This is a genomic window from Taklimakanibacter lacteus, assembly GCA_003576695.1.
Lineage (GTDB): Bacteria > Pseudomonadota > Alphaproteobacteria > Rhizobiales > Aestuariivirgaceae > Taklimakanibacter > Taklimakanibacter lacteus.
The window spans coordinates 24,263-50,431 of the sequence record QOZQ01000007.1; the positions used below are offsets into that span (position 1 = coordinate 24,263).

Sequence of the window (26,169 nt, forward strand, 5' to 3'; positions counted from 1 at the left end):
GCCTAAGCGGAGATATCAAACGCCTGCTCGGCAGCTCACTCCGCCGCTTCGAGGCGATGCACCTGCTCGGCCACCGCCGCCAGCGCCTGGTCCACGATCTCCACACCCGCACCCCGGCGATGCGCATTCTCGGACAAAACGCGGCGCCAGAAGCGCCCGCCCGGCTCGCCATGGAACAAGCCCAGCATGTGGCGCGTGATGCGCGCCAGTCCGGGCGTTCTTGCCAGCTCGGCGGTGATATAGGGCTTCATGCGCGCGACGATGTCGGCGCGCGTCAGCGCCGGCGGCGCCTCGCCGAAGAGGCGGTGATCCACATCGGCCAGAATCCACGGCGTGTGATAGGCGGCGCGCCCCAGCATGACGCCATCGACATGCGGGAGATGGGCCTCCGCCTCATCCAATGAAGCGATGCCGCCATTGATGATGATGGTGAGCCCGGGCCGCGATTTCTTCAGGCGATAGACGCGTTCGTAATCGAGCGGCGGGATCTCGCGGTTCTCCTTGGGCGAGAGTCCTTCGAGCCAGGCCTTGCGGGCATGGACGATGAAGGTCCCACATCCGGTCGCCGCCACGGTGGCGACGAAGCGGTCGAGATCCTCATCCTCGTCCTGGTCGTCGATGCCGATCCGGCATTTTACGGTGACCGGGACGGACACGGCTTCCCGCATCGCCGCGACGCCCTCGGCGACGAGACCGGGCTCGACCATGAGGCAGGCGCCAAAGCGCCCTTCCTGCACGCGATCCGACGGGCAGCCGACATTGAGATTGATCTCGCAATAGCCGAAGTCTTCGCCCCATTTCGCCGCCTCGGCCAGGAGCTTCGGATCGCTGCCGCCGACCTGCAGGGCGACCGGCTGCTCGTCGGGGTCGAAACCGATCAGGCGCTCGCGGTCGCCATGGCGGATCGCCTGGGCGGTCACCATCTCGGTATAGAGCAAGGCATGGCGCGTCATCTGGCGGTGGAAGAACCGGCAATGCCGGTCACTCCAGTCCATCATGGGGGCGACGGAAAATCTGTGAGGCGCAAAATACCTTGTACCGTGAGTTTTATCAATATCTTGTGCCACTTTATTCACGTCTCATTGCCGCTCGTTTTGGACCAAATCCGGCCGTTTTGACCCTAGATTTGGTCCCGTGGACCAAATATAATTCCCGTGGACCAAATCAGAAAGTGGGACATGGGTACCATCTCGCCACGCAAGCGGAAAAACGGCAGCGTCGCCTATCGCGCGCGCGTGCGGGTGATGCGGGATGGCGTGACCTACCATGAGACAGAGACCTTTGACAGGCGGCCGGCGGCAACTGCTTGGATGAAGCAGCGTGAACGCGAGCTCGCGAAGCCAGGCGTGATCGACCGCGTGAAGACGGCCGACGCAACCTTGGCGAAAGCCATCGATCGCTACATCGAGGAATCCGTCAAGCAGATTGGCCGCACGAAGGCCCAAGTGCTGAAAGCGATCAAGAAGTTTCCCATCGCCGATATGCCCTGCTCGACGATCAAGTCGAAAGATATCATCGAGTTCATGCAATCACTGACGGCCCAACCACAAACTGTCGGCAACTACGCCAGTCATCTTGCTGCGATCTTCGCCATTGCACGACCGATGTGGGATTACAGCCTCGATGATCGAGAGATGAAGGACGCGATCAAGGTCGCACGCCGCTTGGGCATTATCTCGCGCTCCGTCCAACGTGATCGCCGACCAACGCTTGAGGAACTGGACAGGTTGTTGGCGCACTTCATCGATAGGCGCAAGCGTGCTCCCCAAGCGATGCCGATGCACAAGGTTATTGTCTTCGCCCTCTTCTCAACTCGCCGCCAAGAGGAAATCACGTGCATTGCCTGGGATGACTTCCAGAAAGAGCACAAGCGCGTGATGGTGCGAGACATGAAGCACCCTGGTGAGAAGATCGGCAATGATACCTGGGTGGACGTTCCGCCGGAGGCCATGCAGGTCATTGAAAGCATGCCCAAGAGGAAGCCGGAAATCTTTCCCTACTCCACCGATGCTATCACCGCCAACTTCACGCGCGCGTGCAAGCTGCTTGGCATCGAAGACTTGCATTTTCACGATCTGCGTCACGAGGGAATTTCACGCCTGTTCGAGATGGGCTGGAATATTCCTCACGTCGCTGGGGTCAGCGGACACCGATCATGGGTCAGCCTCAAGCGCTATACTCACATTCGAGAAACAGGGGACAAATACGCTAACTGGACCGGCCTTCAAATGGCTATCAGCGCGAATTGAGATCGAGGTTCGCGCAAATCTGCTGGGAACCCCGCGCTTCGGCGGAACAAACTTGCTGTGTTCACAACTGGCGCCCGTTTTACCTACAACATCGACGGGAACCTGCGACTCGACTGTCATGTCATCTCCTCCTGCAAGAATGGAGAATAGACATGACCAGAAACCCAGATCGCATTCATATGCTTATGGGCTCATACGAGATCGACAAGCCAGCGGAGCCGCCGAAGCATGCCGGCCCTCCTACAGTTCTATCTGGGCTACCGAGGACAATTCGCCGACACGAGCTGCATATGATCGTTCCGCTTGCCGATACCACTATCTACGAGATGGAGATCAGAGGCGAATTCCCGCGCCGTTACTATCTCACACCTCGATGCGTAGTGTGGGACCTCGGCGAAGTCGAGACTTGGCTTAGGCAGCGCCGCAAGGACAGCGAGGCTGGCCGCATCAGGAAGGCGCCATCCCCAGATGTTCGCTTGCGCAAGACGCGGCCGATGAAGAAGCGTTGAGTCTGCCTCGACAGAGCTATCGCCCCGCATGGCGCGATAGCTCCCGAGCAGCAGTGGCCGCCATTGAAAGCTTGGCCTTGCTGCCTGCCTACTGGCTTTTCTGGCGCCGGCAAGATTCCAAGGACTCAGCGCAAACCCGTGTCGCACTGACCTCGATCCTTGCGGTGATCATCTGGTGGAGCTTCCTAATTGGCCACGTCCTCAACAACATCATGGGCTTTGCATCGTGACGCCGTCGCCCCGCTTCCGCCTTTTCGCTTGCGTATACGGAGTCGCTTTCGCCGTCCTCTACGTGATCGCGGTGAAAGCCGATCTTGCACTCTTCACCGTCTATCCGGCGATCGGCGTGATCCTTCCTGGCACACACCACGCCAGGGATGTTGTCGATCCCGCGGTCGCATTCATCAATCCCGCTATGTACTGGTACGGGTGGACCGCCAGTGCAGCTCTGGGCGCGTTCCTCCTCGCTATCGTGGCCGCTGCGATACCCGCGCAGTGGACGACAAGAGTTTGGGCAGGATTGGTATGGGTCGTCCCGGTAGCTGCGATGATCGCTTGCATATATCTGACCTTGCCATGGTTTCGACTCTAGGCAGGAGAGCATCCAAGCTGACCGCGGCGGCTCACGTTAGGCGACACTTCCGCGAAAGCGCGGCAGGCGCAACGCATTCGCGGTTACCATCACAGTCGGGTTTCGGCCAGGATCGCCATCCAGAGCGTGGTTGCGCTAAACAGCGTGGCGATCAGAACGATCGCTTTTGTGAGGGTGTCGACGCCATCGCGAAACAGCATCTCGCCGAGGTTGATCGCAAGATCTCGGATCTGTCAGCGCTTCGCCGGGAGCTTGCCGACTTCATCGGACGGTGCGGTTGCGGCACTATCGCAGATTGCCGGATCGTTGCGGCTTTAGGCCCACCGCACGCTACGCCGCCCGATCAGATGCAGCGTCAGCTCGGATCGACTTGAGTGCATCGGATGGTCACACATCCGTGATCGACCTTGTCCCGTCGAGGCTTTGCCGTATCCTAGGAGTGCTATGACGCATCGGCCCATTCGGCGGATACTGGCACTATTCCTTGCCGTCTTCGTGACGGTGGGTATGAGCCTGTCGGCTGTACAGGCCAGTGACATGGCGGCCAAGATGACCATGTCCTCCGACATGAGCGGTTCCTCAGACGACGGTTGTCAGGGCTGTCCAGCCGGTGGGGGTGATGATGGCGCCATGGCCTCGTGCCCGCCCAACTGCATGGCTCCCGTCCTTGCCTTGCTGCCCCACGTACCGAGCGTCGCGGGAGTTTTCCTCTCGCCTCTGCAGCCAGCGGCATATCCGGTGCTGAGCGGACGAACCGCTTGGCCTGACCCCTACCCTCCTAAACCCAGCGATCTCGGCTGACGCATTGTCGGCTGTCATAGACGGCTGATCCCTGCGTCATGAGTGCGCCCACGCGTGCTTGAGCACGCAATGGCGCGTCGCGAGCGGCGACGCCGGCATTTCAGCGCTGGCGACCTGCGCCGCGCACCGAGACCGCAGAAGGGTTCGAGAGTGAACAATAGATCAAGTCGTCTCGTCTCGCGTCGGAGATTTCTCCTGGCGAGCGCAAGCATTGCCGTCAGTTCGTTGCCGTTCGTCCGGCCGTCGCGCGCCGCCACGGGAAACGAACTTCGTATCGTCGCCGCGCCAGCAAAGGCCTTGCTCATCGACAGGGATCGCCCACGAACCGCGGTGTGGGCCTATGACGGGACGATCCCAGGCCCAACGCTTCGCCTCAAGCAGGGTGAGGCGGTTCGCATCGTCGTCGAGAACCGGCTCGACGAGGATACGACGGTCCATTGGCACGGCATCCGTCTGCCGAATGCCATGGATGGCGTGCCCGGTTTGACCCAGGCGCCGATCAAACCAGGCGAAACCTTCACCTATGAATTCACGCCACCTGACGCCGGCACGTTCTGGTACCACCCGCATGCCAACAGCCTCGAACAGCTCGGGCGCGGGCTTGCCGGCGCACTGATCATCGAGGAGCGGGAGCCCATCGTCGTCGATCGCGAGATGCTGTGGGTAGTCACCGACTGGCGCCTCACATCAGGTGGCCAGATCGCCTCCGGCTTCGGCAACCGCATGGAAGCCGCAATGTCGGGCCGGATCGGCAACACCGTCACGCTGAACGGCGTCGTCCCCGAAGATCAACCGGTGCGTGCCGGCGAGCGCATCCGCCTTCGCCTCGTCAACGCCTCGCTCGCGCGCATCATGGCGCTTCGCTTCGAGGGCCATCGGCCGGTCGTGATCGCGACCGACGGCCAGCCCTGCGATCCGCATGAGCCTGTGGGCGGCCGCCTCCTGCTCGGTCCCGCCATGCGCACCGACGTCGTCCTCGACATGGTGGGTGAGCCGGGCCGGCGCTATCGGATCATCGACGACTTCTACGAGGGTCTCGCCTACTGGCTCACCCACCTCGCCTACACCGATGACCCGCCGCTGCGCAGCGACCCTCCCGATGCCCCGTTGCGCCTGCCAGCCAACCCGCTGCCCGAGCCCGATCTTTCCAGTGCCCAACGTCACGAGCTGAAGCTCGAGGGCGGCATGATGAGCGGCATGGGAATGATGGGCGGCGGCATGATGCAGGGCATGGGCGGCATGATGGGGCACGGCCGTGCCGTCTGGACCATCAACGGTAACTCCATGACCGGCGATGGGCACGCCGGCATGCCGCCGCTCGTCACGCTCGCGCAAGGGCAAAACCACGTCATCACGCTGCGGAACGACACGGCTTGGTGGCATCCAATGCACCTGCACGGCTTCAGCTACCGAGTGCTTGCCCGCAATGGAGCGCCGGTCCCGCACAACCAATGGGCCGACACCGTGCTCATGGCGCCCAGAGACTCGGTCGACATCGCTTTCGTCGCCGACAATCCCGGCGACTGGATGCTGCATTGTCACGTCACGGATCATCAGACCGCCGGGCTGATGACGGTGCTGCGTGTCGGTGGCGGGAGAAGCAAGACATGAAGCGCTTCATCGCATCCGTCTCCGTCGGCTTTGCTCTCCTTTCGGCGAACAGCGCACCCGCAGCCGACGGCAATGCCAAGCGTGGCGGCGAGTTCTATCGCGCCTGCGTCGCGTGCCATTCGCTGGAACCTGGCGTTCACCTGACAGGCCCCAGCCTCGCAGGACTCTGGGACCGGCCGGCTGGCAGGATCGATAGCTTCGTTCGCTATTCGCCCGGGCTGAAGTCGGCCGACTTCTCCTGGGATGCGGACACGGTGAACGCCTGGCTTGCCGATCCGAATGCAATGGTGCCGGGCACGTACATGGTATTCCGCGGAATTGAGCGTGATCGGGACCGCGCAGATCTCATCGCCTTCCTGAGAATTGCCATGGCCCAGGGTGGGGCGAAGACGGTGGTCGAGCAGAAGCTCGTGCCTCCTGATTATGTCCGTGGTCAGCAACCGGAACCGCTGTCGGGCGCTCTCGAACACGCGCAAGTCACCGCGATCCGCCATTGCGCCGACAGCTACTTCATCGCGACGGCCGACGGCAGAGAGACCCCCTACTGGGAAATGAATGTCCGCCTGAAGGTGGATAGCCGCGGTACCGGGCCTGCACCTCGCAAGCCGGTCATCACCGGCGCCGGCATGATGGGCGACCGTGTCTCCGTGATCTTCTCCAGCATCGACGAGCTCGAGCGGTTCGTCGCGGAAAAATGCTGAACGCAACAACCTCGACCGAAAGGACCTTGTCATGCTTCGACTTCTCGCAATCGCCTCCCTGCTTTTCCTGGGACTTGCCCGCGCACACGCCGAGGACGTGCGCAAAGCCACACTCTACAAGAACCCGCAGTGCAGTTGCTGCGAAGGCTACGCAAACTATCTGCGCGCCAACGGCTTCAAGGTGGAGGTGAAGCCGACCAACGACCTCACCGAGATCAGCCGCAAGGCCGGCGTGCCTGAGGATTTTCAGGGCTGCCACACGATGTTCATCGACGGCTATGTCGTCGACGGCCACGTGCCGGTGAACACTGTCAACAAGCTCCTTAGGGAGCGCCCTGCCATCGCCGGCATCACCCTGCCCGGCATGCCGATGGGCTCGCCCGGCATGACCGGCGCCAAGACCGTTCCCTTCACGATCTACGCCGTCACAAAGGATGGCAAGGCGCCCACTGTCTACGCCACGGAATGAGGGTGCCGTGACACGTCTAGGAAACCTGACGAGATGACACACGATACAACACCGGTGGACTTGACTAATAGCTCCACTCGCGAGGTGGAAGCATCGCGGCGTCGCCTGCTCTACGTCGTTCCGATCGCAGCCTTTACCGCTTTGGCTGTCGTGCTCGCCTGGGGGCTTACGCGCAACGCGCAGGAGATTCCCTCGGCGCTGATCGGCAGGTCCGTTCCGGAATTCACCCTGCCACCGGTCAAGGGCCGAATCCTCGGCCTCTCGAGCGGCGATCTCCGCGGTGAGGTGTCGCTCGTCAACGTCTTCGCCTCTTGGTGCGTGGCGTGCCGCGCGGAGCATCCTCTGTTCATGCGCATTGCCGCGAACAAGACCGTACCGCTGCACGGCATCAACTATAAGGATCGGCCTGACGACGCGGCCAAATGGCTCGACACGCTGCGCGATCCCTACACTCGCACAGGCGCCGACTTCAATGGCCGTGTCGCCATCGACTGGGGCATCTATGGCGTGCCCGAGACCTTCGTGGTCAGCGCAGACGGGCGCATCGCCTACAAGCACATCGGGCCGGTCAGCGAGGAGGCTCTTGCGAACACAATCCTGCCTCTGATCGCTCGGCTCCGGGCGGAAGCGACGGAGGCGCAACGATGAGGTCACTCGCTGTTGCCCTTTTCGCTGTCGTGCTTGCATTCGCCGGACCTGCGCTGGGAGCGGAGGCGCCGCAGAACTTCGTGGTGCATCAGGAGCCGAAGGCCCTCCCGGAGCTGCGGTTCAAGGATGGCGACGGCCGACCCAAGAGCCTTTCCGATTTCAACGGCAAGGTCGTGCTGCTCAATGTGTGGGCGACCTGGTGCGGTCCGTGCCGGAAGGAGATGCCGACGCTCGACCGCCTACAGGCCGGGCTCGGCGGGCCCGGTTTCGAGGTCGTTGTCCTCTCGATCGATCGCGCGGGCATCGATGTCGTGCGCAAGTTCTTCGGCGAGATCGGGATCAAGAACCTTACCCTCTACATCGACGAGGGCGGCAAGGCGCTGCGCGAACTCGGCATTTTCGGCCTGCCGGCGACACTGCTGATCGATCGCGAGGGCCGCGAGATCGGGCGTCTCGTCGGGCCAGCCGATTGGGATACGCCGGAGATGGTCGCGTTTATCCGCGGTCATCTCGGTCAGAACTCCTGTTCTGAGAAGACAGAGCAGCAAAACGTGCCAGCTGCCGACGTCCCGCCTGGGCGCGACCGAGGTTCAGCACCGGCTCCCGAAGGCGGCGCGGCAAAAATCGAAAGCAAGGAGAAAGCCCCATGACAGATACGAGATCACCTGAAGCAACCGAGACCCCGCTCTCCCGCGACATTCTCTATGCGCTCCGCTACTACCTCGGCGGCCGCGGGCTTATCGCCCTGGCGACCATCGCTCTCGCCACCGGCCTCGCCTTCAACTGGAGCTGGCTGGTCGCAGCCGGTATTGCGCCGTTGCTCATCACCGCGCTGCCCTGCCTCGTGATGTGCGCGCTTGGCCTGTGCGTGAACCGAATGGCCGGTCGCTCCTGCGCAACCGAGGCGGCAGCTGAAAAGACGCTCAAGCCTTCGGCCGTCGAGGTCACGGCACCCGTGTCGCTGGCCGAACCGCCGGCGGAGACCGAATGCCAGGCGAGCGTTCTCGTGCAGTTGCCGGCTGCTTTGCGCGAACCCGAATCCGAAACCACCCAAAGGAGTATGCACGATGCGTAAGTCCACGAAGATCCTCGCCGCCACCGCCGCAATCATCGCGGGGCTCGCGGTAGCGCCCGCCCTTTTTGCCCAGGGCTCCGGAAATACCGGTGAGCGCACACCCATGATAGAGAACGGGATCATGGGCCAGGGTGGCATGATGGGCATGATGGGTCGGATGAGCCGAATGATGGAGAGCTGCAACACCATGATGCAGTCCATGATGAACGATCGTGGCTCCGGCGCCCCCAACGACCGCGGCATCGATACGCCGCGCAAGCCGGACAGCAATGGCTGAGGCAGTCCGGTGGGCGACTGAGCGCCGCCACCCGCACTAAAAAAGGAATACAGCCATGCGTAGCTTCCGAGCCCTGCTCGCTACGGTCCTCGCCGCTTTGGCATTCGCAGCGCCGGCGTCGGCTCACCATCCGGGGACCAATCTCGACGAGGTGATGGGCGACAAGGAGAAGTATTTCCAGGCGATCGACAAGCCCGCTCCATCCTTCGAGCTCGCCGATGCCGAGGGTCGACGCGTTCGATTGTCGGACTTCGCCGACAAGATCGTCGTCCTTCACTTCATCTATGCGAGCTGTCCCGACGTTTGTCCGCTGCATGCGGAGAAGATCGCCGAAATCCAGACTCTCATTAAAGACACGCCAATGAAAGGCATGGTGCAGTTCGTCACCATCACAACCGATCCGGCGAACGATACCGCCGAGGTCATGAAGGGATACGGACCGGCGCACGGGCTCGATTCGTCGAACTGGATCTTTCTCACAAAGCAGGCCGGCCAACCCGAAGACGTAACCAGGAAGCTGGCAGGCGAGTACGGGCTCAAGTTCGTGAAGACCGAAGACGGCCTGCAGATGCACGGAATGGTGACGCACATCATCGATCGCGGTGGTCGCCTAGCCGCGAAGTTTCACGGCCTGCGCTTCGAGCCGGTGAACATGGTCCTGTACATCAACGGCCTGACCAATGCCCAAGCACCGAAGCGGGACAGGAGCCTGTGGGAACGGATGAAGGATTGGTTCTGACATGCCCGACCCACGGCCCGTGCGGAGGCGAAAGATCGGCAGCAGGAACGCGCTTCGAAGCCAGGACGTCTTGAGCTATGCCTGAAATCTCCAATATCGGCATCCTGACCGCGTTTGCCGCCGGCCTGATCTCGTTCCTATCGCCTTGCGTGCTGCCGCTCGTGCCTGGCTACGTCTCCTACGTCGCAGGCCGCAGCGCTATTGAGAATTCGACCGGCGGCGCCATCGCGCTCAGGATGCCGGCTTTGGGTCTCAGCCTCTGTTTCGTCCTCGGCTTCTCAACCGTCTTCATCGTTCTAGGCGCAAGTGCGACGGCATTGGGCCAGCTTCTGATTAGCTATCGCTACGAACTCAACATCGTCGGTGGCGCAATCGTCATTCTCTTTGGACTGTTTCTGGCCGGTGTCGTCCGCCCTTCCTGGATGATGCGCGACGCGCGCTTCCATTCCATGCTTCCAAGCGGTCGGCCGATCTCGGCGTACGTGCTCGGGCTTGCCTTCGCTTTCGGCTGGACACCGTGCATCGGTCCGATTCTCGGCGCGATCCTGACCGTGGGCGCGGCCTCGGCAACCGTTGCCAGCGGCGTCACCTTGCTCGCTATCTATTCGCTTGGGCTCGGCGTGCCGTTCCTGCTGGCGGCCCTGTTCACCAACGTGCTGACTGCCCGCCTCAAGGCGATTGGCCGCATCGGGCGTCTACTGCAGATGGCCGCCGGCGGGATCATGATCCTGATGGGGCTCGCCATGATTACGGGTCGGCTATCCGCCTTTGCGTATTGGCTGCTCGACGTCTTCCCGGTGCTGGCCACGATCGGCTGAACCGGCCTAGTTGTAACAGGTCAACCTCCGTCAGAGTCTAGCAGTCAAACCAGTTCAGGCGATTGATGCGGCAGTGCCCGGACAGGGCATCAGTGACCAACATGAGGAGACCACGATGATGGATCGCATGATGGACGGCGTGGGCTGGATGATGGGCGGCATGACGGTGATCTGGATTCTGGTTCTGGTCGCGCTCGTCCTCGGGGTTGCCGCGTTAATCAAGTACTTGAGGACTTAAGGGCGCGTCGGACACGAGCCCCCGCTGCCAGGAATTGAAGGAAGCCAGGCATGGGATTCTACGAGGACCGCATCCTGCCGCATCTCGTGCATCTTTCGATGCGCAACCGCTATCTCGTTCCCTACCGGGAGCGCGTCATTTCGGCGGCAGAGGGCCGAGTGCTCGAGATCGGTATCGGCTCGGGCCTGAACCTTCCATTCTATCGATCAAACGTCACCGAGATCCTCGGGCTCGATCCTTCGCCGCGGCTCATTACCATGGCCGAGCGCGCAGCAAGGGGCTCATCCAAATCTATCACGTTCGTCGAGGGTTCGGCCGAAGCAATCCCCCTGGAAAAGCTTTGCTGACGGAAGCATGGATCGCTTTGGGAAACTGAGCGGCAACGGTTCTCCCTACGCTTCGCGCACCGTCTCTAGGATCCGGCTCTTGGTGATACGGCCGAGATAGGGTGTCGGCCGTCGGTCGCCAACCGGCTTCGACCATGTCGAGTTTGACCGCGCGCGCCAGGCGTTTGCTGCGGACCAAAGTTTGTGCGCCCTCAAGTACGCTGGTGTAACGACTTATAGAATTGCCGCGGCGCGCCGGGACTCGGCTCGAACGTGAAGCACTCACAATATTTATCAATCGACTGCATCACGCCCAGCAGGGATGGACCAGAGAAGCTAAGTGTTTGCCCTGTACCCCAATGACTGAGAAAATTTCCGACGATGGCCGCCATGTTGGCGTTCAGGCCAGCGACCTGCGCCGCGTCAAGCACGAGAGAGTTGGCAGCCTGGTGTAATTTCACCGCCGCTTCAATCGCCTGCAAGAATTCGTGCGCCAACTGCTTGTTGTCATTGAACGCAACGTCGACCGGCACCGGTATGCGCAGCCGGCTGATCAGATCGCTGAGCCGGTATTCGAGATACTGGCGGACTCCTTCTTTGGCAAAATCCACCTGGCCCGCCTGCAGCATCGAGATCGTTTGATCGCGCACCTTGTTAACCGCACCAGCCTGCGGCAAAACGGCGAGCTGCGGAACGCCCTCCAGCCGCTGATGCCACCAGGTTCCTGTGTTGCTGTGTTTGTTGAACAGCTTCTCGAGCATGGTGTCGTGGCTGAGCAAAATGACTTGCAGCCCGCCAACGTTGGCCGGCCGCGCGAATGTCGTTCTCAGCAGCTCCACGAGGAAATTCTGATGGCCCGCGTCGAAGCTTGACGTCACGTCGTCAAGCACGATGAACTTCGGCAGCCCGCCATAAAGAGACGCGGCCGCAAGATAGAGAGAAATCGCAAATGCGTTGCGGAAACTCTCCGAAAGCAACGCCTGCGGCGAAAGATTCGGCAGCCCATGGAAATCCGCGAGCGCGATCTGAAGATCTTCGCTGTTCGCACGTTTCGTCACGGTCGGGACAACGCCGAAGAACGAGAGCTTGTCGAAATATGACCTGAACACCGGATCGACAGCGGTCAACCGCGCCTTACTTAGAGCGCCTTCCGCGGCGCCGAAGCAATCGGAGGCGGAATCAAGGAAGCGCTTCACCCGCGTGACCAGGGCCTCCCGCACCTGTTCGGCGCCGGCGGCTTTTTCAGCCTCGGCAAGCTTGCACCAGTTGGTCTGCAGGCGACGCGCTGCCTCGACTTTGCGCGTAACCTCAACGGAGGATGGCGGCAGCTCCTTCTCAAGAGCGTCTTGTTCGGCAGCGAGATCTTGCTCTTTCTGATCGGCGCGCGAGCGTAACGTTTTCAGCCACTCCGCCAGCTTCCCCGCGTCCTGGGAGGCGAGTTCTCCTTTCTCAGCGCGCGGCCGTGACTTCGCAATTAGCCTGCTATCGGGGCTTTCCTCCAACTTCGACTCCAGTCCGACAAGATCGGACCACCCGGCCTCGCCCCATTCTTTCGCGATCGCCGTGCCAGCTTGCTCCAGGGCATCGAACTGCGAGAGCTTGGAGGCGATATGCGCTTTCAGGTCGTGCGAGCCCTTCTGATCGCAAAGCGGGCACAGGGCCGGATCGCTCCATTCCGGCAGACCAAGCGCCTTTTGCCCGGCCTGGAACAATGTCAACATGAGGTCGCCGGCGGTTTCCGCGAGCGCCTGATCGCGCGCCTTTGCGAGCGCCAAAAGCGCGGTCGCGCGCTCGGGTTTCGGAGCCTCGGCGTTGAGTTTCTTCAACTCCGCCCGCTCCCGAATGCATTCGCTCAGGCGATCCCGCTTGGGACCGCCTTCGGCCGCCTTCACCGCCTCTATGCAGGCATTGACGTCGATGTCGCGAAAAACCTTGTTCTCGCAGAGCGGCTTTAGTGGGCCGATCTGTTCCAGAGCATGGTGGCACTTCGCCTGTGCGTCGGCACCACTTTGTGCCGCCAAAGGCTGCCCTACCAGCACCGCATAATCTGCCGCGATGGCGGCGCGCGCGTCCGTCGCTCCTTTCTCCTCCCGGCCGCGAAGCTGCGCATGCTCGGCTACCGCAAAATGGTTATTGAAGGCCCGCGTGTTCGCGATCGCCGCAAGCGACTGGCGCATGGCGCTGTATTGGGCGAGACCGAGGAGGCCCGAGAAGGTGCGACCGCGATCCAGGGGCTTCGCTGAAATGAAACTTTGGAACGTATGACCGTCGAGAAGGACGAATTCGCGGTTCAGCAATCGCAAAATGCCCTCAGCGTCTGCCGACGGAGTCGATGATACGGTGCGATTGCCTTGCGCATCCCGCTTGACCGTTATGGCTATTTGCTGACCACCCGGCTCGGCGATCAGTTTGAGCGTGATCGTCGCTGTGCCCGACGTGTTGAATTTATTCAGATAGTAATCAGCGCCGCGCTCACTCGCCGGCAAGTCTTCAAGCCACGGAACCGCGCCGCAGATCGCGTACCGGACCGAATCGTAGACAGAACTCTTGCCGACGCCGTTCACCGCCGAGATGCTGTTGACCTTGTCGACATGAAACTTCAGTTCGAGCGGCTTGCCTTGATTGTTGATGCCGCGAAAGCCTTCGATCGAAAGGCCCTCAAGTAACCAACCAGTCGCAGAGATCGCGGCGGCGGCGGCCGCCGTCGCGCTTTGGCCGACAGCAGCCGATCCACTCGCGCTCGCGTTCGTCGCTGGGGATGGTTTCTCGGCGGCAGCAAACAAGTCGTTCAGAATATCCTGCTGGTTGTAGGTGCCCTGTGACAGCGCCTTGAATTGAAGCTGCAGTTCTGCAGCGAGCGCGACGTCCCCTTCCCCCATGTGAATGAAGAAAGCCGCGACATTCGCTTCAAAGATACTGTTCTCGTCGAACGTGAAGTTCCCGCTTGTTGTCGTCATCGCCGCCTCACTGCGCTTCCGACGCCTGCCGCGCGACCGTGCGCGAACGCCGCGGCAAGCTCGCGCAAAGCTGCGCTCTCTCGCTGCCGACCAGGTCAACGACCCATTTCTCATGCTGAGGCAATACACGCATCCGAGCGTTCTGAAGCGCGGCAAACACCGCATCTGCAAGGGCGGCGGCCCCCAAAGCTGCAATCACCGCGTCGTGGCAGAGCACATCGACCGTGCTGGCGACCTTCGTTGCCGGAAACCGCTCTGAGCAAATTCGTCGTGCCTTGCGCTCGTCAATTACGGCAACGGCCTTTCGCTCCACCGCATATGCAAGAGTAGTCGCTTCGCCGTCATCGAGAGTGTCCGGCCCATGACCGATTACGAGATTCTCGAAGTTGGGCTGAGAAAGACCGGATATATTCTCAACTCGAACGACGCCGTCGGCCACCAGCTTTGCCATGAGTTCGCCGTCATTGCGCCCGCTCTGCGAGTCCTCCTGCAGCTCCTCCAAAACAACGTCCGTCACGATCACCTCATTGGGCAAAGTGCGCAAGATTGCCCCCGCGCACCCCGTGGCGTTGAGGTTGATAGCGGTGCTGGCATCCAGCACGAGCTGCGTCTCGGAGTCAGCTAGGCAGGAGAGCCCCATCGGCCTCGCCCCCTTCTGAAATCTCCAGATTGTCGAGCATCTTCCGCAACTCGACTCGATCAATATGCAGCATCCGCATCAATTGGCCTTCACTCAGCAATCCACGACGCCACGCCTCTCCTGCCAATAGCGCAAGCCGCAACGTCGTAGGCCGGCGCGAGTCCGCTTTCTGAGCATCTGGCACGCTCAAATCGCCGAGAACCTGCGCTGCCTGCTGGTCGGTAATCCCATCGTTCGCCTGAAACCACTCCCAGGTGCCCGGCTTGGTGAGCTTTAGTTCCTCAAGTCGACGCACCATTGCCTCGCGCGAGACGCCAAAGGAATGAGCGAGAATGATGACGTGGCGACGCGTAAGCTTGTCCGAGCCCAACGTGACTTCCTTGAATTTCTGCATGACGGCTCGCGCGGGCGTCAAGAATGCGATTCCAAAGGCGGTGGCGTAACGCTCCTCTCGCGAGTTCTCAAAATGATCGAGTTCAAGAACTTCCGGCTGACGGCGCGTCGACACGAGGTGACCAAGTTCGTGCGCCGCCGTCTGAGTTCTTCGTTCGCGAGGATGGTTCGCATTCAGCATGATGCACGCGCCAAGAGCATCATCATAGGCGAATAGCCCGGAAATCTTTCCGTCGAGCCGGCGAATGTAGACCCGAACGCCTAGCTCCATTTCCAACAGTGTAACGATATCGGTCACGGGACTGAGGCCCAGGCCCAGCCATTGCCGAAGCTCAAGTGCATCCTGCTCGGCCTGCGCGCGGACATCGCCTGGCACTATCGAACGCTCAGGAGGATAATTGCGTTGCCGCTGAACGCCGAGCAATCCTTCCAGCTCGACTTCAGCTTTTGCGAGATTGGAAAGTTTCTGGACCGCGTCCTGGATAGGATCCTTATCTTGAAAGAGCTTGCGGAATTTTGGAGTGAGGTCCGCCTTGACGGCTTCCTGCCGCAACATCTCGTTGATGGACGTCTTGTATAGTTTTGCAAGCGAACGCAGCTCTTCCAGCTTGATACGACGCTGTCCTTGTTCGATCGCAACCAACGTCGTCCGCGCAATATTCACCGCACTAGCCGCATCCGCTTGAGTCAAACCAGCCCGATCACGGGCTTCGCGCAGCCGCTCGCCGACTTCCAAAGGCGTCATGCTTTCAAGTGCGCCATTCATTGCGTCCACCCAACCCAGCCGGCTATGAATGATTTTGGTCCGAGTGACGCCATGAATTCCGTCCATTCCCTTTCATGCTGTAAGAGTAAGCGATCGATCTTTGAGCGGATTTCCTTCTCCGGAAGTCCGATGACTTCCGCGAGTTGGAACGCGTGAAAGTCTAACGATTGGTCAAAGTGCGGCGCGCGGCGCAGCGAGGCCAGATGGTCGAGATGCAACGCGCCTGCGATCGCATAGTGACGCTGCGCCCGCGTAATCTTGGTGAACCCCTGAGCTGCGCCATCCGCAAAATCGGCAGCAGCGAGGTTCTCCCAGATATAGATGTCATTCGACTCATCTAGTCCTGCCGCATGAAGGCTCATACGCCGAAGCATACAGGCCGCGCAGATGCCGCACTGACGGCGGTGACCGCCCACGGAGACTTGTCGATTATCCTGCCAACACGAGCGCGTTATACGCCATTCCGACGAGCGGCTATTTAAGGCAGCGTAAGCCGCGAGCGTTTCGCCCTTCGTGTACCACAGGCGCGGAAACTCGAATGCGATGTCGCGGCCAAGCAGCGCTTTGAGGAAGGCCGACATCTTCTTCGTGAAACGCGGATGGTTGCGGAAATCTTCATAGGCTTGCCCTACCGTCACAAGAGCTGGCCCGAGGGCACCCTGCCCGCTTTCCGGAACAAACACTTTGTTCGCCTTCGCGAGATAGGCCGCGAGCCCGCTCAAAACGGCGAATTTAAAACCACGCGAACGCGCGCTGCTTTCCACAAACCGCCGTTCAGATGGACGGACCTTATACGGTACGGCTGTAAACGGCTCTTTCCGACCGTGGCCGTCCTTCGGACGATCCGAAGTCTTTGGTCCAAGACGAACGCGGACAATTTTGTTGCCGTGTTCTTTCGCGAGAAGGGCGCCAACCGCGCGGGAGTCCAGACCATCGCTGAAGGGCACCACACCGAGTGCCTCGGTCGGAAGGTTGAAAAGTCCCTGCTGGGGCGAAGGGGCATCCTTCTTACGATTGACGAACGTTACCTGCCACCGATCCCCGGTCAGCAGCTCCAAGGCATCATGTAGGCTGTCATGAACGGCCTTACTGCGCCAATGCGCAGGATTGTGGACGGGAAGATTGAGGGCGATATCCCGGCCCCAGCCAAGCGCCGGTCGCCGCTGCGTCTTGTCGCAAAACTCAACGGCCGCCGCCAATAGCAGCGCGTCAAAGATGACCGGCTCCCACTCTGCGAAGAAATAGGAAGCTAGCGGCTCAGCCGAGAAAACGAGATTCGTTCCGATCTCGCACTGCGTCCAGCCTGAACGTGCCCGCCGTCCCTTCTCGACGACGCTTATTCTGACCAATGGCAAATCATCTTCATCACTCATGGCAACCTCACGCCGTCATCGAGTTCTTGTTGTTTTTGGGATTGGCGCGACGGGGCACTGGCTTCAAGACCTGCGGCGTGGCGTGCGAATGCGTCGATCGGGGCGCGGGAAACAGCGTCATTGATCCGCGTGCGCACATTTGCTGCACGCGTTTCGTTGCTTTTCCTGATGTAGTGCTCCTCGACTTGAAGCGCTCCCCTCGCCGCGCGTTCACGCAAGGCGTTGGAAATCCCCTGACTGAGAGCGTCGGCACCTTGCTGGCCTTTGGCGAGAGCCTGGATCACATGGTCGACGATCAGCCGCCGTAAGCCGCGACCCGCCGACAGGTCGCGGCGTGCAGCCTCGAGCTCGGCAGCCTTGTTGTTCGCGAGGAAAGACGTTTGCCTGACGTCGCCTAGCAGAGTGCGAATATTGCGGATCAGATCGTCGCACCCATGTTCATGCCAGCCCTCTTCCAAGGCGGGCAAAACTTTCTCTGCCACCTGCTCTACCTCGAAGGCCGTCTGGTCAGCCCGCTCCGCGAGCTTCTTCCAGCCAGCCGTCATGTTCAGACTCTTATGCGGGCCATCGCTCATGACGAATCTCCATGTCAGATGGATATCAAAAAATAGCTGACAATGTCAAATCTCGAGGTTTGCGGTGAATGGACGGCCTATTCACCGCAAAAGAGGCGGTGAATATGCTTGTGTCTGCGGCGAATACAGGCCATAATCACCGCAGGAGATGCGGTGATTATGGCAACGTACTACCATCAAAGGCCGGAATGGCCGAAATTCATTTGGGATTCCAAGGCGCTCGCCGACCAGCTGGCTGCCGTCCGGCACCGCCAAGGACGACTAATCGGCCGCATGGAGGGCCTCGGATTTCCGTTGCGCGACGAGGCCGTGCTCCAGACGCTGACGCAGGATGTCCTCAAGTCTAGTGAGATCGAGGGCGAAATCCTCGACGCCGATCAGGTGCGGTCCTCCATCGCGCGGCGGCTCGGTATGGATATCGGTGCGCTGACGCCCGCCGACCGCGACGTCGAAGGCGTCGTCGAAATGATGCTCGACGCGACGCAGAATTTCGACAAGCCCCTTATAGCCGAGCGCTTGTTCGGGTGGCATGCATCCCTGTTTCCAACCGGCTATAGCGGCATGCACAAAATCACAGTCGGAGCATGGCGAAGCGATAAATCGGGACCCATGCAGGTCGTCTCGGGACGCGTCGGCAAGGAGCGCGTGCACTATGAGGCTCCCGAAGCAGCCCGCCTTGATCAAGAAATGAAAGCGTTTCTTGAGTGGTACAACGCGGAGAGCGACATCGACCCGGTACTCAAAGCCGCGCTCGCGCATCTTTGGTTCGTGACCATCCATCCCTTCGACGACGGCAACGGGCGTATCGCCCGCGCGATCGCCGACATGTCGCTCGCCCGATCAGAGAAAAGTCCGCAGCGCTTCTACAGTATGTCTTCGCAAATCCGCAAAGAACGGAATGCGTATTACGACATGCTGGAGGCGACGCAGAAGCAAGACAACGGCGACGTCACCCCGTGGCTGCAATGGTTCTTGGGTTGTCTCGATCGTGCATTCGAAGGCGCTGAAGAAACGCTCGCGACGGTGCTGAAGAAGGCCAAATTTTGGGAAGCGCATTCGACAGCCGACTTCAATGAGCGTCAGCGCGATATGATCAACCGCCTGTTCGACGGCTTCTACGGCAGCCTGAATACGTCGAAATGGGCAAAGATCGAAAAATGTTCCGCCGACACGGCCTTGCGCGACATCACCGATCTCGTTGAGCGCGGCGTCCTGAAGAAGGACGCCGGCGGCGGGCGCAGCACGAGCTATTCATTAAACGAGACTTGGATCAACGAACCCTGATTGAGAAGCGCATGTTTGATTTTAAAACCTATCTGTCAAAGCTGGACGAGGCATTGCGCGCAAACAATGCCACCGAGCACACACATCGGCCTGCGCTCAAGCAATTGCTTGAAGGCATAAGGGACTTGCGAGCAACCAACGAGCCGTCGCGCATCGAATGCGGGGCGCCGGATTTCATTATCACGAAATCCACGCATACGATTGGATACATAGAGGTCAAGGACGTTGGCAAATCTCTCGATGATGCCGAGCAAGCCGATCAGTTAAAGCGTTATCGAAAGTCGCTGTCGAATCTCATATTGAGCGACTACCTGGAATTTCGTTGGTACGTGGATGGAGAACTCCGGCAGGAAGCGCGCCTGGCAAGCAGACAAAGCAATGGAACGCTCAAAGTTGATAAGGCGGGCGTTGCTAAAGTCGAAGCCCTTCTGAATAACTTTCTCAATCAACCGCCAATCAAAATAAACGCTCCGCGCGACCTCGCGGAAAGAATGGCGCGGCTCACCCATATCGTCCGCGACATCATTGTTACGGCCTTTGAAAAGGATATCGCTTCGGATTGGGTCAAGGGTTGGCGCAAGGCATTCTCCGACGTGCTCATTGCCGATCTTGATCAGGCAAAGAATACGCCGCAGTTCGCAGATATGTTTGCGCAGACGCTTGCTTACGGAATATTCACGGCGCGCGTTATGGCCGATCCCGGGGCGAGATTTACGCGGGAAGAAGCGCAGCGCTTAATTCCTCGGTCCAATCCTTTCTTGAGAAACTTCTTCATCGATATTTCCAATCCCCGGCTCGATGACGAGCCGTTCGCATGCTTTGTCGATGACCTCGTTGCTCTTCTTGGCAACACCGATATGGCCACCGTCCTTGCGAATTTTGGCCATCGCACGAAGCAAGAAGACCCGGTGGTGCACTTCTATGAAACGTTTCTGGCAGCCTACGATCCCAAGCTACGAGAAACGCGCGGTGTCTACTACACGCCGGAACCGGTGGTGAGCTATATCGTCCGGTCCGTCGATAACATTTTGAAGACCCAATTCGATTGCCCGACCGGGCTGGCCGATCAATCGATGATTACGATCAAAAATCTTGATCAGAGCCTACGTGTCAAAGGCAAGAACAGTGAAGTCCGCAAAACAACTCAAAGTCATAAAGTCATTATTCTGGACCCGGCAACCGGCACGGGAACATTTCTCTATTCCGTCGTCGATTTTATCCGCCAACAATTCATTGCGTCGGGTAATGCCGGAATGTGGCCGGGGTATGTAAAACGACATCTGTTGCCCCGTCTCTTTGGATTCGAATTCATGGTCGCGCCATTCGCGGTGGCGCATTTCAAACTGAGCCTGCAACTTGCCGGCCGCGACCTCGCCGAGGATATCCGCGATCAATGGGCAGTGCTTCCTGAAGGTAGCGACCGCCTCGGCGTCTTTTTGACGAATACGCTCGACGAGGCCCACGAGCACACGGCCATGCCGCTCTTTACCCAGTGGGTCGCTCAGGAGAGCGCAGCCGCAGATGCAATCAAAATGCATTCGCCTGTGCTCGTTGTCATGGGCAATCCGCCGTACTCCGGCCACTCTGCAAACCATGGCCAGTGGATTGACGATCTTCTTCACGGGGCGGGTAAGGACAAATCGGTATCCAGCTATTATCACGTCGATGGGCAGCCGCTTGGCGAACGTAATTCTAAATGGCTTCAGGACGACTACGTTAAATTCCTTTGTTTTGGCCAATGGCGTATCGAACGCTCCGGCCAAGGGATTCTTGCCTACATCACCAACCACGGGTTCTTGAATAATCCCACGTTTCGAGGGATGCGCCAGTCATTGATGAATACGTTCTCGGAAATCCACGTCCTCGATTTGCACGGAAGCGTAAAAAAGCGAGCGCGCAATCCGTCCGGTGAAACGGACCAAAACGTCTTTGATATTCAGCAAGGCGTTTCCATCGGAATTTTTATCAAGCATTCAGGAAAATCAGGCCCGGCGAAGGTGTTCCATGCGGACCTTTGGGGAAGCCGCGCCGAGAAATATAATTGGTTGTTTGAAAAGGATCAGGGCTCGACGGAGTGGGAAGAACTCACTCCCCAGGCTCCGTTCTATCTCTTTAAGCCGCTGGATACGACGAGCCTCGCCGTTTATCAGGCGGCTTGGAAGATTACAGATATCTTTCCGGTCAACGTCCTTGGATTCCAAACGCACCGTGATCATTTCGCTGTGGGATTCGATTATGCCGATATGGAGAATCGTTTTCGGGAAATGCGTTCCGCGGCGCTAAGCGACGACGAATATCGGGAGCGATTCAAGCTTCGAGATAATCGAGACTGGAATCTTGCGGATGCGCGCAAGGCTCTGAGGTCGGACGCAGATTGGCAGCAGGGTCTGGTCGATTGCTTGTACCGGCCTTTCGATTGGCGCACGTGCTACTTTAGTGAAGTCGCAATGGACTATCCCCGCCGTGAGATTAGGCAGCACGTTTTGGGTAAGAACAATATTTGCATACTCACCTCGCGCCAGCAGGCCGATGCCGGGTTCATGCATGTTCTTTTGAGCGAAGATCCCGCGGAAAGCTGTGCGGTCTCAAACAAGACCAAAGAACAGAACTACGTGTTCCCTCTATATTTGTATCCGAGCGCAGAGGCCGATGCCGCACCCGAACTTTTGTCGCAGGCATCCGACTGGCCAGCAGACGACAGAAATGGAGGTCGCACTCCAAATCTGAAAAAGGAGTTTGTAGCCGCGATTGCCGAGGCAACCGGGCTGACCTTCGCGCCGGCTGGAGACGTTACGCAGGCCGGTCGGTTCAATCCGCCAGATGTTCTTCACTACATCTATGCCATTCTACACAGCGGCAGCTACCGTGAAACTTACTCACAGTTTCTGATGTTGGATTTTCCTCGGATCCCCGTTCCGAAATCGGCTGATGAATTCATCCAAGTTGCCCAGCTTGGCGGGCAGCTTCGTTCGCTGCATCTTCTAGATGACTCGGTTTCCATACCCAAGGAAGTGCGTTTTCCGGTAGCAGGCGATAACACCGTGGCGCGCGCGCATCCTAAATTTGTCATGGAAGAAGGTTCGCCATTCGGACGCGTCTACATCAATACAAGCCAGTTCTTCGACGGAATAGCCCAGGAAGCGTGGGACTTCGAAATTGGAAGCTACCAAGTACTGGAAAAGTGGCTGAAAGATCGCCAGGGGCGCCAACTGTCTTATGATGACTTGACGCAATATCAAAAAATCCTCGGCGCGATCAATGGCACCCTCAGTGTTATGACTACCTTGGATCAAATTATCGAGTTTTAGATGTGCTGACACTCCTGCAGCTGCCTTGTTGAACCGGTCTCGCGGCGGGCGAACGGCCGACGCTACGCGTTCGTTTTCATGGCATTCTGACCCTTTGTCTCCGCCCTCCGGCTTCGATTCCTCGCGCAAACGCTCTCCGGCGCAGCCGGGGCCAAAGCGCTGCGTCTGCGATTAGATCGGCTGCGCCATCTCCAGATAACGGCAGAAGGCGTTCGCGAGCTGCATCTGCTGCGGCGTGCGGCATTCTGCCTCAAACAGCAACGGCGAGCCGACAAGGATGCAAACGCAGCGCGCTCGCGAGGTGGCAACATTCAAGCGGTTTGCACTGTAAAGAAATTCCATGCCGCGCGGCGCGTCCGCATGACTCGAAGTGGTCATTGAATAGATGACAATCGGTGCTTCCTGCCCCTGAAACTTATCGACGGTGCCGATCCGGGCACCCAGCAAGCGATCTTGCAATTCGAACACTTGTGCGTTGTACGGCGCAATAATCAGGATGTTGTCGAGTGCAACAGGAGCCTCTTTTCCGTCCGGCCCTATCCACGTCGCCTTCGATGCAAGAATCTCTTCGACCAAGGCCTTGATAACGTCCGCTTCCTCGGGGCTGGCGCTTTGATTGCCTTCATGCTCGACAGCCAGGTAGCGCAAGCCAGAGCCATTCACGCGGCCTTGTGACTTGACCGCCTGTTGCTGCAGGCCGGGTTTCGAGCGCAGCCTGTCTTCGTAGAACAGCTCAGAAGTGAACGAGCATATCTCCGGATGCAGCCGCCATGTTTCTTCCAAGAACAGCCCGCGGTCAGCAGTGACAGTGGCATGTTCGCCCAGGATGTGCTTGAGCGCCGATACGTCCGTTCCTTCCGGGTGACTACCCTGCAATGGCTGTTCGAGTTGACGCGGATCGCCTAGCAGCACAATCGTCTTTGCCGCATGCGATACCGCTAGGACGTTCGCGAGCGACATCTGCGCCGCCTCGTCGACGAACAGCACGTCGAGGGTTTCGAAGGCCTCAGGGCGAGCCCAGAGCCACGACGTTCCACCGGCCACCGGACAATCGGGCCCGAGCGAGGAGAAGATTTCAGCGTTGTCGGTTGTAAGCCGAATCCCAGGAACGTCGTCCGCCTTTTCAGACAGCTTCTGGATGCTCTGAATTGGCTTGCCGTTCTGTTTGCAGGCGCGCTGAATCTCATCCAGCAGATTGCGGATGACTTTATGGCTGTTGGCCGTGATGCCGATCTTCTTTCCCGCTGCAACAAGGGCGCAAATCATACGAGCGCCGGTGTGCGTCTTACCCGCGCCTGGAGGACCTTGAATGGGAAATGCACACGCCTCGAATGCCGGCGCGATACGAACCGCTGCGCTAAGCGTCGTCTCGTCCACGTTTCTGATCGGCTGTCCGCCGATTTTCGGCGCCTCCAATAGAAGGAGATCGCGCGCTGCCTGATAGCGTCCCGGCCTCGTCATTCCATTTGTTATGACGTATTCGGCGATGCGGACGAGGGCCTCTGCCTGCTCCTCCGTTCCAATCACCTTGTGCGAGAAAACTGCTTCCGGGTGCAGTGAAGCCGTATCCTTCCGCTTCTTGATGTCTACCGTGCGGTCGTCAAGAGAGATCGCATCGATTTTTCCGAACGGCTTCCCTCCAACCGATCGCAGGTCCTCGTCGCCACGCAATTCCGTTTCCTGCGCCGGGAAACCGTAGCGGTGAATAGGCGCTTTCGCCGTTCCTCCAACGTTGTCGACGAAGATCAGGCCGGAGATCGCAGCCCGCTCGTCGAGCAAATCCTCTGCTGACAAGGCTGACAGGCGGAAATACTCCCACCAGGTCGCCTTTATTTCGCGGCCGTGGAAATCCAGAACGTTGCCCAGAAGCCAGCGTGCATGCTCTTCCGTCGTCCGATCGGCCACATCGACAGGAACCGCCTGCGTCAGGCTTTCGACGAGCGGAGCGATGCGCTGCTGCCATGCGGTCAGCTTTTCGCTTGCGTCACCGCTCTTGGCTTCAGGACGGTCTATCGTCGCGCCTCCTGTGACGAGTTCGGCCCGCAATCCTTCGAGCCAATCACGCAGGGCCCACGCCGACAAACAATCATCTTTGTTGTAGGCGTCGACGGCCTTGCGATCGGCATCTTCTATGCCCTGGACATCGCCGAGCTCAAGGCAGGCCTGGACCTTGGCAAGTATCTTTCCGGCGTCGGACAGATCCTGCGCGCGCTTATATTCGTAAAGCGGCTCCAGCTTCTTGATGGAATAGCTCTCGACGCTGGCGCGGATGCTGTGGCGGATCACAGCGAACAGGTCGACAAGCACGCCGCTACGCAGCAAGCGATCGAGTTCTTCTTCGCGCGTCGCATATCGGCCCATGAGGCGCTTCAAGGCGGCAGGTTCGTACGGCGCGAAGTGATAGATGTGCAGGGCTGGGTATGTTTTGAGCCGATCAAAGACGAAGTCGACGAACCGCTCAAAAGCCGCTCTTTCTTCGGCGGGAGTGAACGACCATTCCGCACGATGCTGCGCTTGTCCGCTTTCGTTCTGATAGGCATAGCCGAACAGGAATTCGAGCCCGCCGCCCCGCACGAAGGGATCGCCTTCAAGGTCGAAGAAGATGTCTCCCGGCGACGGTTCGGGCAGACAACAAAGCCCGAACCCGGGCTGAATCGGCAAGGCTTCATGAATGACCTTACCTTCCGTCCGTCCCTTGACCTGCATCCGCGCCTGCTCGCGAATTTTCTCGTAGCTCTGAGTGGCGCCACGATCCGGTTTCCACGGCCAGGGCAGAGCAACTTCCGCCAGCTTCGCTGTCGTGCCGACATCATGGCGTTTCAGTTCGCCAATCTGGCTTTTCGAGATTCCCGCGACAAGCGAGAGGTGATCGTCCTTGCGTCGTTTCCCATCGCAATGCTGCCGCCACCGGCAAATGTCGCAGTGCGGATTTGGGTCGGGATAGAGATCGCCGCCCGCGCCGTTATCGACGGAGTGTTCGAGGCTGCGGCGCACGCGGCGGTAATAGGCCGAATAATCTGTCGTGCGATAGATTTCCGGTTCAAAGCCCGTCTCGGGCGTAACGACGTAGCTAAATTCGGGTAGCCTCTTCTGCACCGATGAAAGCAGCGCCGCATACAGCGAAAGCTGCAGGACCGTGCCGCCCTTGGTCTCCTTGGCAAGCTTGGTGTCGACGACTTCATAAGACCAGGCGCCGAAGACGCTTGGCTTCTCGACGCGGCGAAGCACGTCAGCCCTTCCGCTCCATCGGCCGTCCTGAAGTGCAGCCTGGACAACAATGGGTACGCCAGCCCTCATGGCCGCGACGGTCTTATCCACGGCATCCGTTTCGACGCCGATTCCGTCGATCGGGATGATCTCATCTCCCTGCCCTTTGAGATGATCGATGTACGCCTTTTCATGCTGCGCGCCGCGTTCCGCCAGGATTTCCAAAACAGGGTCCCAAACCGACGGCTTCACGATTTCGCCGCGCGCGACCGCGAGATCGAGCGCGGTCAGGTAGCGGCAGTTGAGATGCCCTACGAGATCGCTCGCCGTAAGATGGATCGTTTCGCCGCCCTTGCGCATCAACGCCACGCTAGTGCAACCGGGGCGTGCCCCGCAACTCGGCACTGAATTTTTCGGCTAATTTCATGTTCGTGCGCGTCGACCGCACCCGGCCGACCGGGCTCTCGTGAACGGAGCCACGCGAACGCTTTGTCTCCGCCATCTGGCTTCGATCCTTCGCGCAAATTTTCCGACCGCTGCCGGAGCCACCCGCTGTAGCACTTGAAGCGGCCGTATTGGACGCCCCTGATGAAGCCTTGCGAGACCTTCGCCT

Annotated in this window: 22 protein-coding genes and 2 pseudogenes; 17 read left to right on the top strand and 7 right to left on the bottom strand. The window is 59.6% G+C overall.

The annotated features are described in order from the left end of the window. Positions 1-35: 35 nt before the first annotated feature. A complete protein-coding gene (gene dusA, locus DT068_RS15005) occupies positions 36-998 on the bottom strand; it encodes a tRNA dihydrouridine(20/20a) synthase DusA (RefSeq protein WP_119390682.1) in 963 nt (320 codons plus the stop codon). 180 nt (positions 999-1,178) lie between these two features. Here dusA and DT068_RS15010 point away from each other — a divergent pair, with 180 nt between their 5' ends. From DT068_RS15010 to DT068_RS15080, 15 genes and pseudogenes are all read left to right on the top strand, one after another. After that, positions 1,179-2,249 (top strand): tyrosine-type recombinase/integrase, encoded by a 1,071-nt coding sequence (locus tag DT068_RS15010; RefSeq protein ID WP_119390683.1) that lies wholly within the window; start codon positions 1,179-1,181, stop codon positions 2,247-2,249. A 269-nt stretch (positions 2,250-2,518) separates the two neighbouring features. Continuing rightward, positions 2,519-2,758 carry a helix-turn-helix transcriptional regulator gene (locus DT068_RS15015; protein WP_368904776.1) on the top strand — a complete coding sequence of 80 codons (240 nt, stop codon included), beginning with the start codon at positions 2,519-2,521 and terminating at the stop codon, positions 2,756-2,758. 53 nt (positions 2,759-2,811) lie between these two features. Beyond that, the gene (locus DT068_RS28055) at positions 2,812-2,988 is read left to right on the top strand and encodes a hypothetical protein (RefSeq protein ID WP_162914212.1); all 177 of its coding nucleotides are present in this window, start codon (positions 2,812-2,814) and stop codon (positions 2,986-2,988) included. A 511-nt stretch (positions 2,989-3,499) separates the two neighbouring features. After that, positions 3,500-3,724, top strand: a pseudogene (locus DT068_RS28380) (MerR family DNA-binding protein); the annotation flags it as partial. Positions 3,725-4,220: 496 nt separating this feature from the next. After that, a complete protein-coding gene (locus tag DT068_RS15035; protein ID WP_119390687.1) occupies positions 4,221-5,762 on the top strand; it encodes a multicopper oxidase family protein in 1,542 nt (513 codons plus the stop codon). Next, positions 5,759-6,463, top strand: a complete 705-nt coding sequence (locus DT068_RS15040; RefSeq protein ID WP_119390688.1) for a c-type cytochrome — start codon at positions 5,759-5,761, stop codon at positions 6,461-6,463. Before DT068_RS15035 ends, DT068_RS15040 begins: the two co-directional genes overlap by 4 nt. A 31-nt stretch (positions 6,464-6,494) precedes the next feature. Further along, positions 6,495-6,932 (top strand): DUF411 domain-containing protein, encoded by a 438-nt coding sequence (locus DT068_RS15045; protein ID WP_119390689.1) that lies wholly within the window; start codon positions 6,495-6,497, stop codon positions 6,930-6,932. 33 nt (positions 6,933-6,965) lie between these two features. Further along, the gene (locus tag DT068_RS15050; protein WP_119390690.1) at positions 6,966-7,580 is read left to right on the top strand and encodes a DsbE family thiol:disulfide interchange protein; all 615 of its coding nucleotides are present in this window, start codon (positions 6,966-6,968) and stop codon (positions 7,578-7,580) included. Next, the gene (locus tag DT068_RS15055; RefSeq protein WP_119390691.1) at positions 7,577-8,230 is read left to right on the top strand and encodes a TlpA family protein disulfide reductase; all 654 of its coding nucleotides are present in this window, start codon (positions 7,577-7,579) and stop codon (positions 8,228-8,230) included. The genes DT068_RS15050 and DT068_RS15055 overlap by 4 nt, the downstream gene beginning before the upstream one ends. After that, complete coding sequence (locus tag DT068_RS15060; RefSeq protein WP_119390692.1) at positions 8,227-8,655, top strand: hypothetical protein; 429 nt, start codon at positions 8,227-8,229, stop codon at positions 8,653-8,655. Before DT068_RS15055 ends, DT068_RS15060 begins: the two co-directional genes overlap by 4 nt. Next, on the top strand, positions 8,648-8,932 hold the full coding sequence (locus DT068_RS15065) for a hypothetical protein (protein WP_119390693.1): 285 nt from the start codon (positions 8,648-8,650) through the stop codon (positions 8,930-8,932). Before DT068_RS15060 ends, DT068_RS15065 begins: the two co-directional genes overlap by 8 nt. A 55-nt stretch (positions 8,933-8,987) precedes the next feature. Next, entirely contained in the window at positions 8,988-9,671 is a 684-nt protein-coding gene (locus tag DT068_RS15070; RefSeq protein ID WP_119390694.1) for an SCO family protein, read from the top strand. A gap of 77 nt (positions 9,672-9,748) precedes the next feature. Continuing rightward, the gene (locus DT068_RS15075; protein ID WP_119390695.1) at positions 9,749-10,489 is read left to right on the top strand and encodes a cytochrome c biogenesis CcdA family protein; all 741 of its coding nucleotides are present in this window, start codon (positions 9,749-9,751) and stop codon (positions 10,487-10,489) included. 115 nt (positions 10,490-10,604) lie between these two features. After that, complete coding sequence (locus tag DT068_RS28385) at positions 10,605-10,727, top strand: hypothetical protein (RefSeq protein ID WP_368904743.1); 123 nt, start codon at positions 10,605-10,607, stop codon at positions 10,725-10,727. A gap of 50 nt (positions 10,728-10,777) precedes the next feature. Then, positions 10,778-11,062 (top strand): annotated as a pseudogene (locus DT068_RS15080) (class I SAM-dependent methyltransferase); the annotation flags it as partial. Positions 11,063-11,265: 203 nt separating this feature from the next. Here DT068_RS15080 and DT068_RS15085 read toward each other — a convergent pair. The 5 genes from DT068_RS15085 to DT068_RS15105 are packed head-to-tail and all read right to left on the bottom strand — an operon-like array spanning position 11,266 to position 17,757. Continuing rightward, a complete protein-coding gene (locus DT068_RS15085) occupies positions 11,266-14,010 on the bottom strand; it encodes a hypothetical protein (protein ID WP_119390697.1) in 2,745 nt (914 codons plus the stop codon). A 7-nt stretch (positions 14,011-14,017) separates the two neighbouring features. Beyond that, positions 14,018-14,650, bottom strand: a complete 633-nt coding sequence (locus tag DT068_RS15090) for a PIN domain-containing protein (protein ID WP_119390698.1) — start codon at positions 14,648-14,650, stop codon at positions 14,018-14,020. After that, complete coding sequence (locus DT068_RS15095) at positions 14,628-15,809, bottom strand: ImmA/IrrE family metallo-endopeptidase (RefSeq protein ID WP_119390699.1); 1,182 nt, start codon at positions 15,807-15,809, stop codon at positions 14,628-14,630. Before DT068_RS15095 ends, DT068_RS15090 begins: the two co-directional genes overlap by 23 nt. Further along, positions 15,806-17,182, bottom strand: a complete 1,377-nt coding sequence (locus DT068_RS15100; RefSeq protein ID WP_119390700.1) for a 7-cyano-7-deazaguanine synthase — start codon at positions 17,180-17,182, stop codon at positions 15,806-15,808. Before DT068_RS15100 ends, DT068_RS15095 begins: the two co-directional genes overlap by 4 nt. After that, positions 17,179-17,757: a hypothetical protein gene (locus tag DT068_RS15105; RefSeq protein WP_119390701.1), complete on the bottom strand. Its 579-nt coding sequence runs from the start codon at positions 17,755-17,757 to the stop codon at positions 17,179-17,181. The genes DT068_RS15100 and DT068_RS15105 overlap by 4 nt, the downstream gene beginning before the upstream one ends. 159 nt (positions 17,758-17,916) lie before the next feature. Between DT068_RS15105 and DT068_RS15110 the strand changes: the two genes are divergently transcribed. Then, a complete protein-coding gene (locus tag DT068_RS15110; protein WP_119390702.1) occupies positions 17,917-19,041 on the top strand; it encodes a Fic family protein in 1,125 nt (374 codons plus the stop codon). 11 nt (positions 19,042-19,052) lie between these two features. Continuing rightward, positions 19,053-22,349, top strand: a complete 3,297-nt coding sequence (locus DT068_RS15115) for a type ISP restriction/modification enzyme (RefSeq protein ID WP_119390703.1) — start codon at positions 19,053-19,055, stop codon at positions 22,347-22,349. 171 nt (positions 22,350-22,520) lie between these two features. Here DT068_RS15115 and DT068_RS15120 read toward each other — a convergent pair whose 3' ends face one another. Continuing rightward, complete coding sequence (locus tag DT068_RS15120; RefSeq protein WP_119390704.1) at positions 22,521-25,916, bottom strand: TM0106 family RecB-like putative nuclease; 3,396 nt, start codon at positions 25,914-25,916, stop codon at positions 22,521-22,523. Positions 25,917-26,169 lie beyond the last annotated feature (253 nt).

What these genes read in the sequence shown, in the direction of transcription:
- dusA (WP_119390682.1), bottom strand. Translation starts at nt 998, where the DNA reads ATGATGGACTGGAGTGACCGGCATTGCCGGTTCTTCCACCGCCAGATG.
- DT068_RS15010 (WP_119390683.1), top strand. Translation starts at nt 1,179, where the DNA reads ATGGGTACCATCTCGCCACGCAAGCGGAAAAACGGCAGCGTCGCCTAT.
- DT068_RS15035 (WP_119390687.1), top strand. Translation starts at nt 4,221, where the DNA reads ATGGCGCGTCGCGAGCGGCGACGCCGGCATTTCAGCGCTGGCGACCTG.
- DT068_RS15040 (WP_119390688.1), top strand. Translation starts at nt 5,759, where the DNA reads ATGAAGCGCTTCATCGCATCCGTCTCCGTCGGCTTTGCTCTCCTTTCG.
- DT068_RS15045 (WP_119390689.1), top strand. Translation starts at nt 6,495, where the DNA reads ATGCTTCGACTTCTCGCAATCGCCTCCCTGCTTTTCCTGGGACTTGCC.
- DT068_RS15050 (WP_119390690.1), top strand. Translation starts at nt 6,966, where the DNA reads ATGACACACGATACAACACCGGTGGACTTGACTAATAGCTCCACTCGC.
- DT068_RS15055 (WP_119390691.1), top strand. Translation starts at nt 7,577, where the DNA reads ATGAGGTCACTCGCTGTTGCCCTTTTCGCTGTCGTGCTTGCATTCGCC.
- DT068_RS15060 (WP_119390692.1), top strand. Translation starts at nt 8,227, where the DNA reads ATGACAGATACGAGATCACCTGAAGCAACCGAGACCCCGCTCTCCCGC.
- DT068_RS15065 (WP_119390693.1), top strand. Translation starts at nt 8,648, where the DNA reads ATGCGTAAGTCCACGAAGATCCTCGCCGCCACCGCCGCAATCATCGCG.
- DT068_RS15070 (WP_119390694.1), top strand. Translation starts at nt 8,988, where the DNA reads ATGCGTAGCTTCCGAGCCCTGCTCGCTACGGTCCTCGCCGCTTTGGCA.
- DT068_RS15075 (WP_119390695.1), top strand. Translation starts at nt 9,749, where the DNA reads ATGCCTGAAATCTCCAATATCGGCATCCTGACCGCGTTTGCCGCCGGC.
- DT068_RS28385 (WP_368904743.1), top strand. Translation starts at nt 10,605, where the DNA reads ATGATGGATCGCATGATGGACGGCGTGGGCTGGATGATGGGCGGCATG.
- DT068_RS15085 (WP_119390697.1), bottom strand. Translation starts at nt 14,010, where the DNA reads ATGACGACAACAAGCGGGAACTTCACGTTCGACGAGAACAGTATCTTT.
- DT068_RS15090 (WP_119390698.1), bottom strand. Translation starts at nt 14,650, where the DNA reads ATGGGGCTCTCCTGCCTAGCTGACTCCGAGACGCAGCTCGTGCTGGAT.
- DT068_RS15095 (WP_119390699.1), bottom strand. Translation starts at nt 15,809, where the DNA reads ATGAATGGCGCACTTGAAAGCATGACGCCTTTGGAAGTCGGCGAGCGG.
- DT068_RS15100 (WP_119390700.1), bottom strand. Translation starts at nt 17,182, where the DNA reads ATGAGTGATGAAGATGATTTGCCATTGGTCAGAATAAGCGTCGTCGAG.
- DT068_RS15105 (WP_119390701.1), bottom strand. Translation starts at nt 17,757, where the DNA reads ATGAGCGATGGCCCGCATAAGAGTCTGAACATGACGGCTGGCTGGAAG.
- DT068_RS15110 (WP_119390702.1), top strand. Translation starts at nt 17,917, where the DNA reads ATGGCAACGTACTACCATCAAAGGCCGGAATGGCCGAAATTCATTTGG.
- DT068_RS15115 (WP_119390703.1), top strand. Translation starts at nt 19,053, where the DNA reads ATGTTTGATTTTAAAACCTATCTGTCAAAGCTGGACGAGGCATTGCGC.
- DT068_RS15120 (WP_119390704.1), bottom strand. Translation starts at nt 25,916, where the DNA reads ATGCGCAAGGGCGGCGAAACGATCCATCTTACGGCGAGCGATCTCGTA.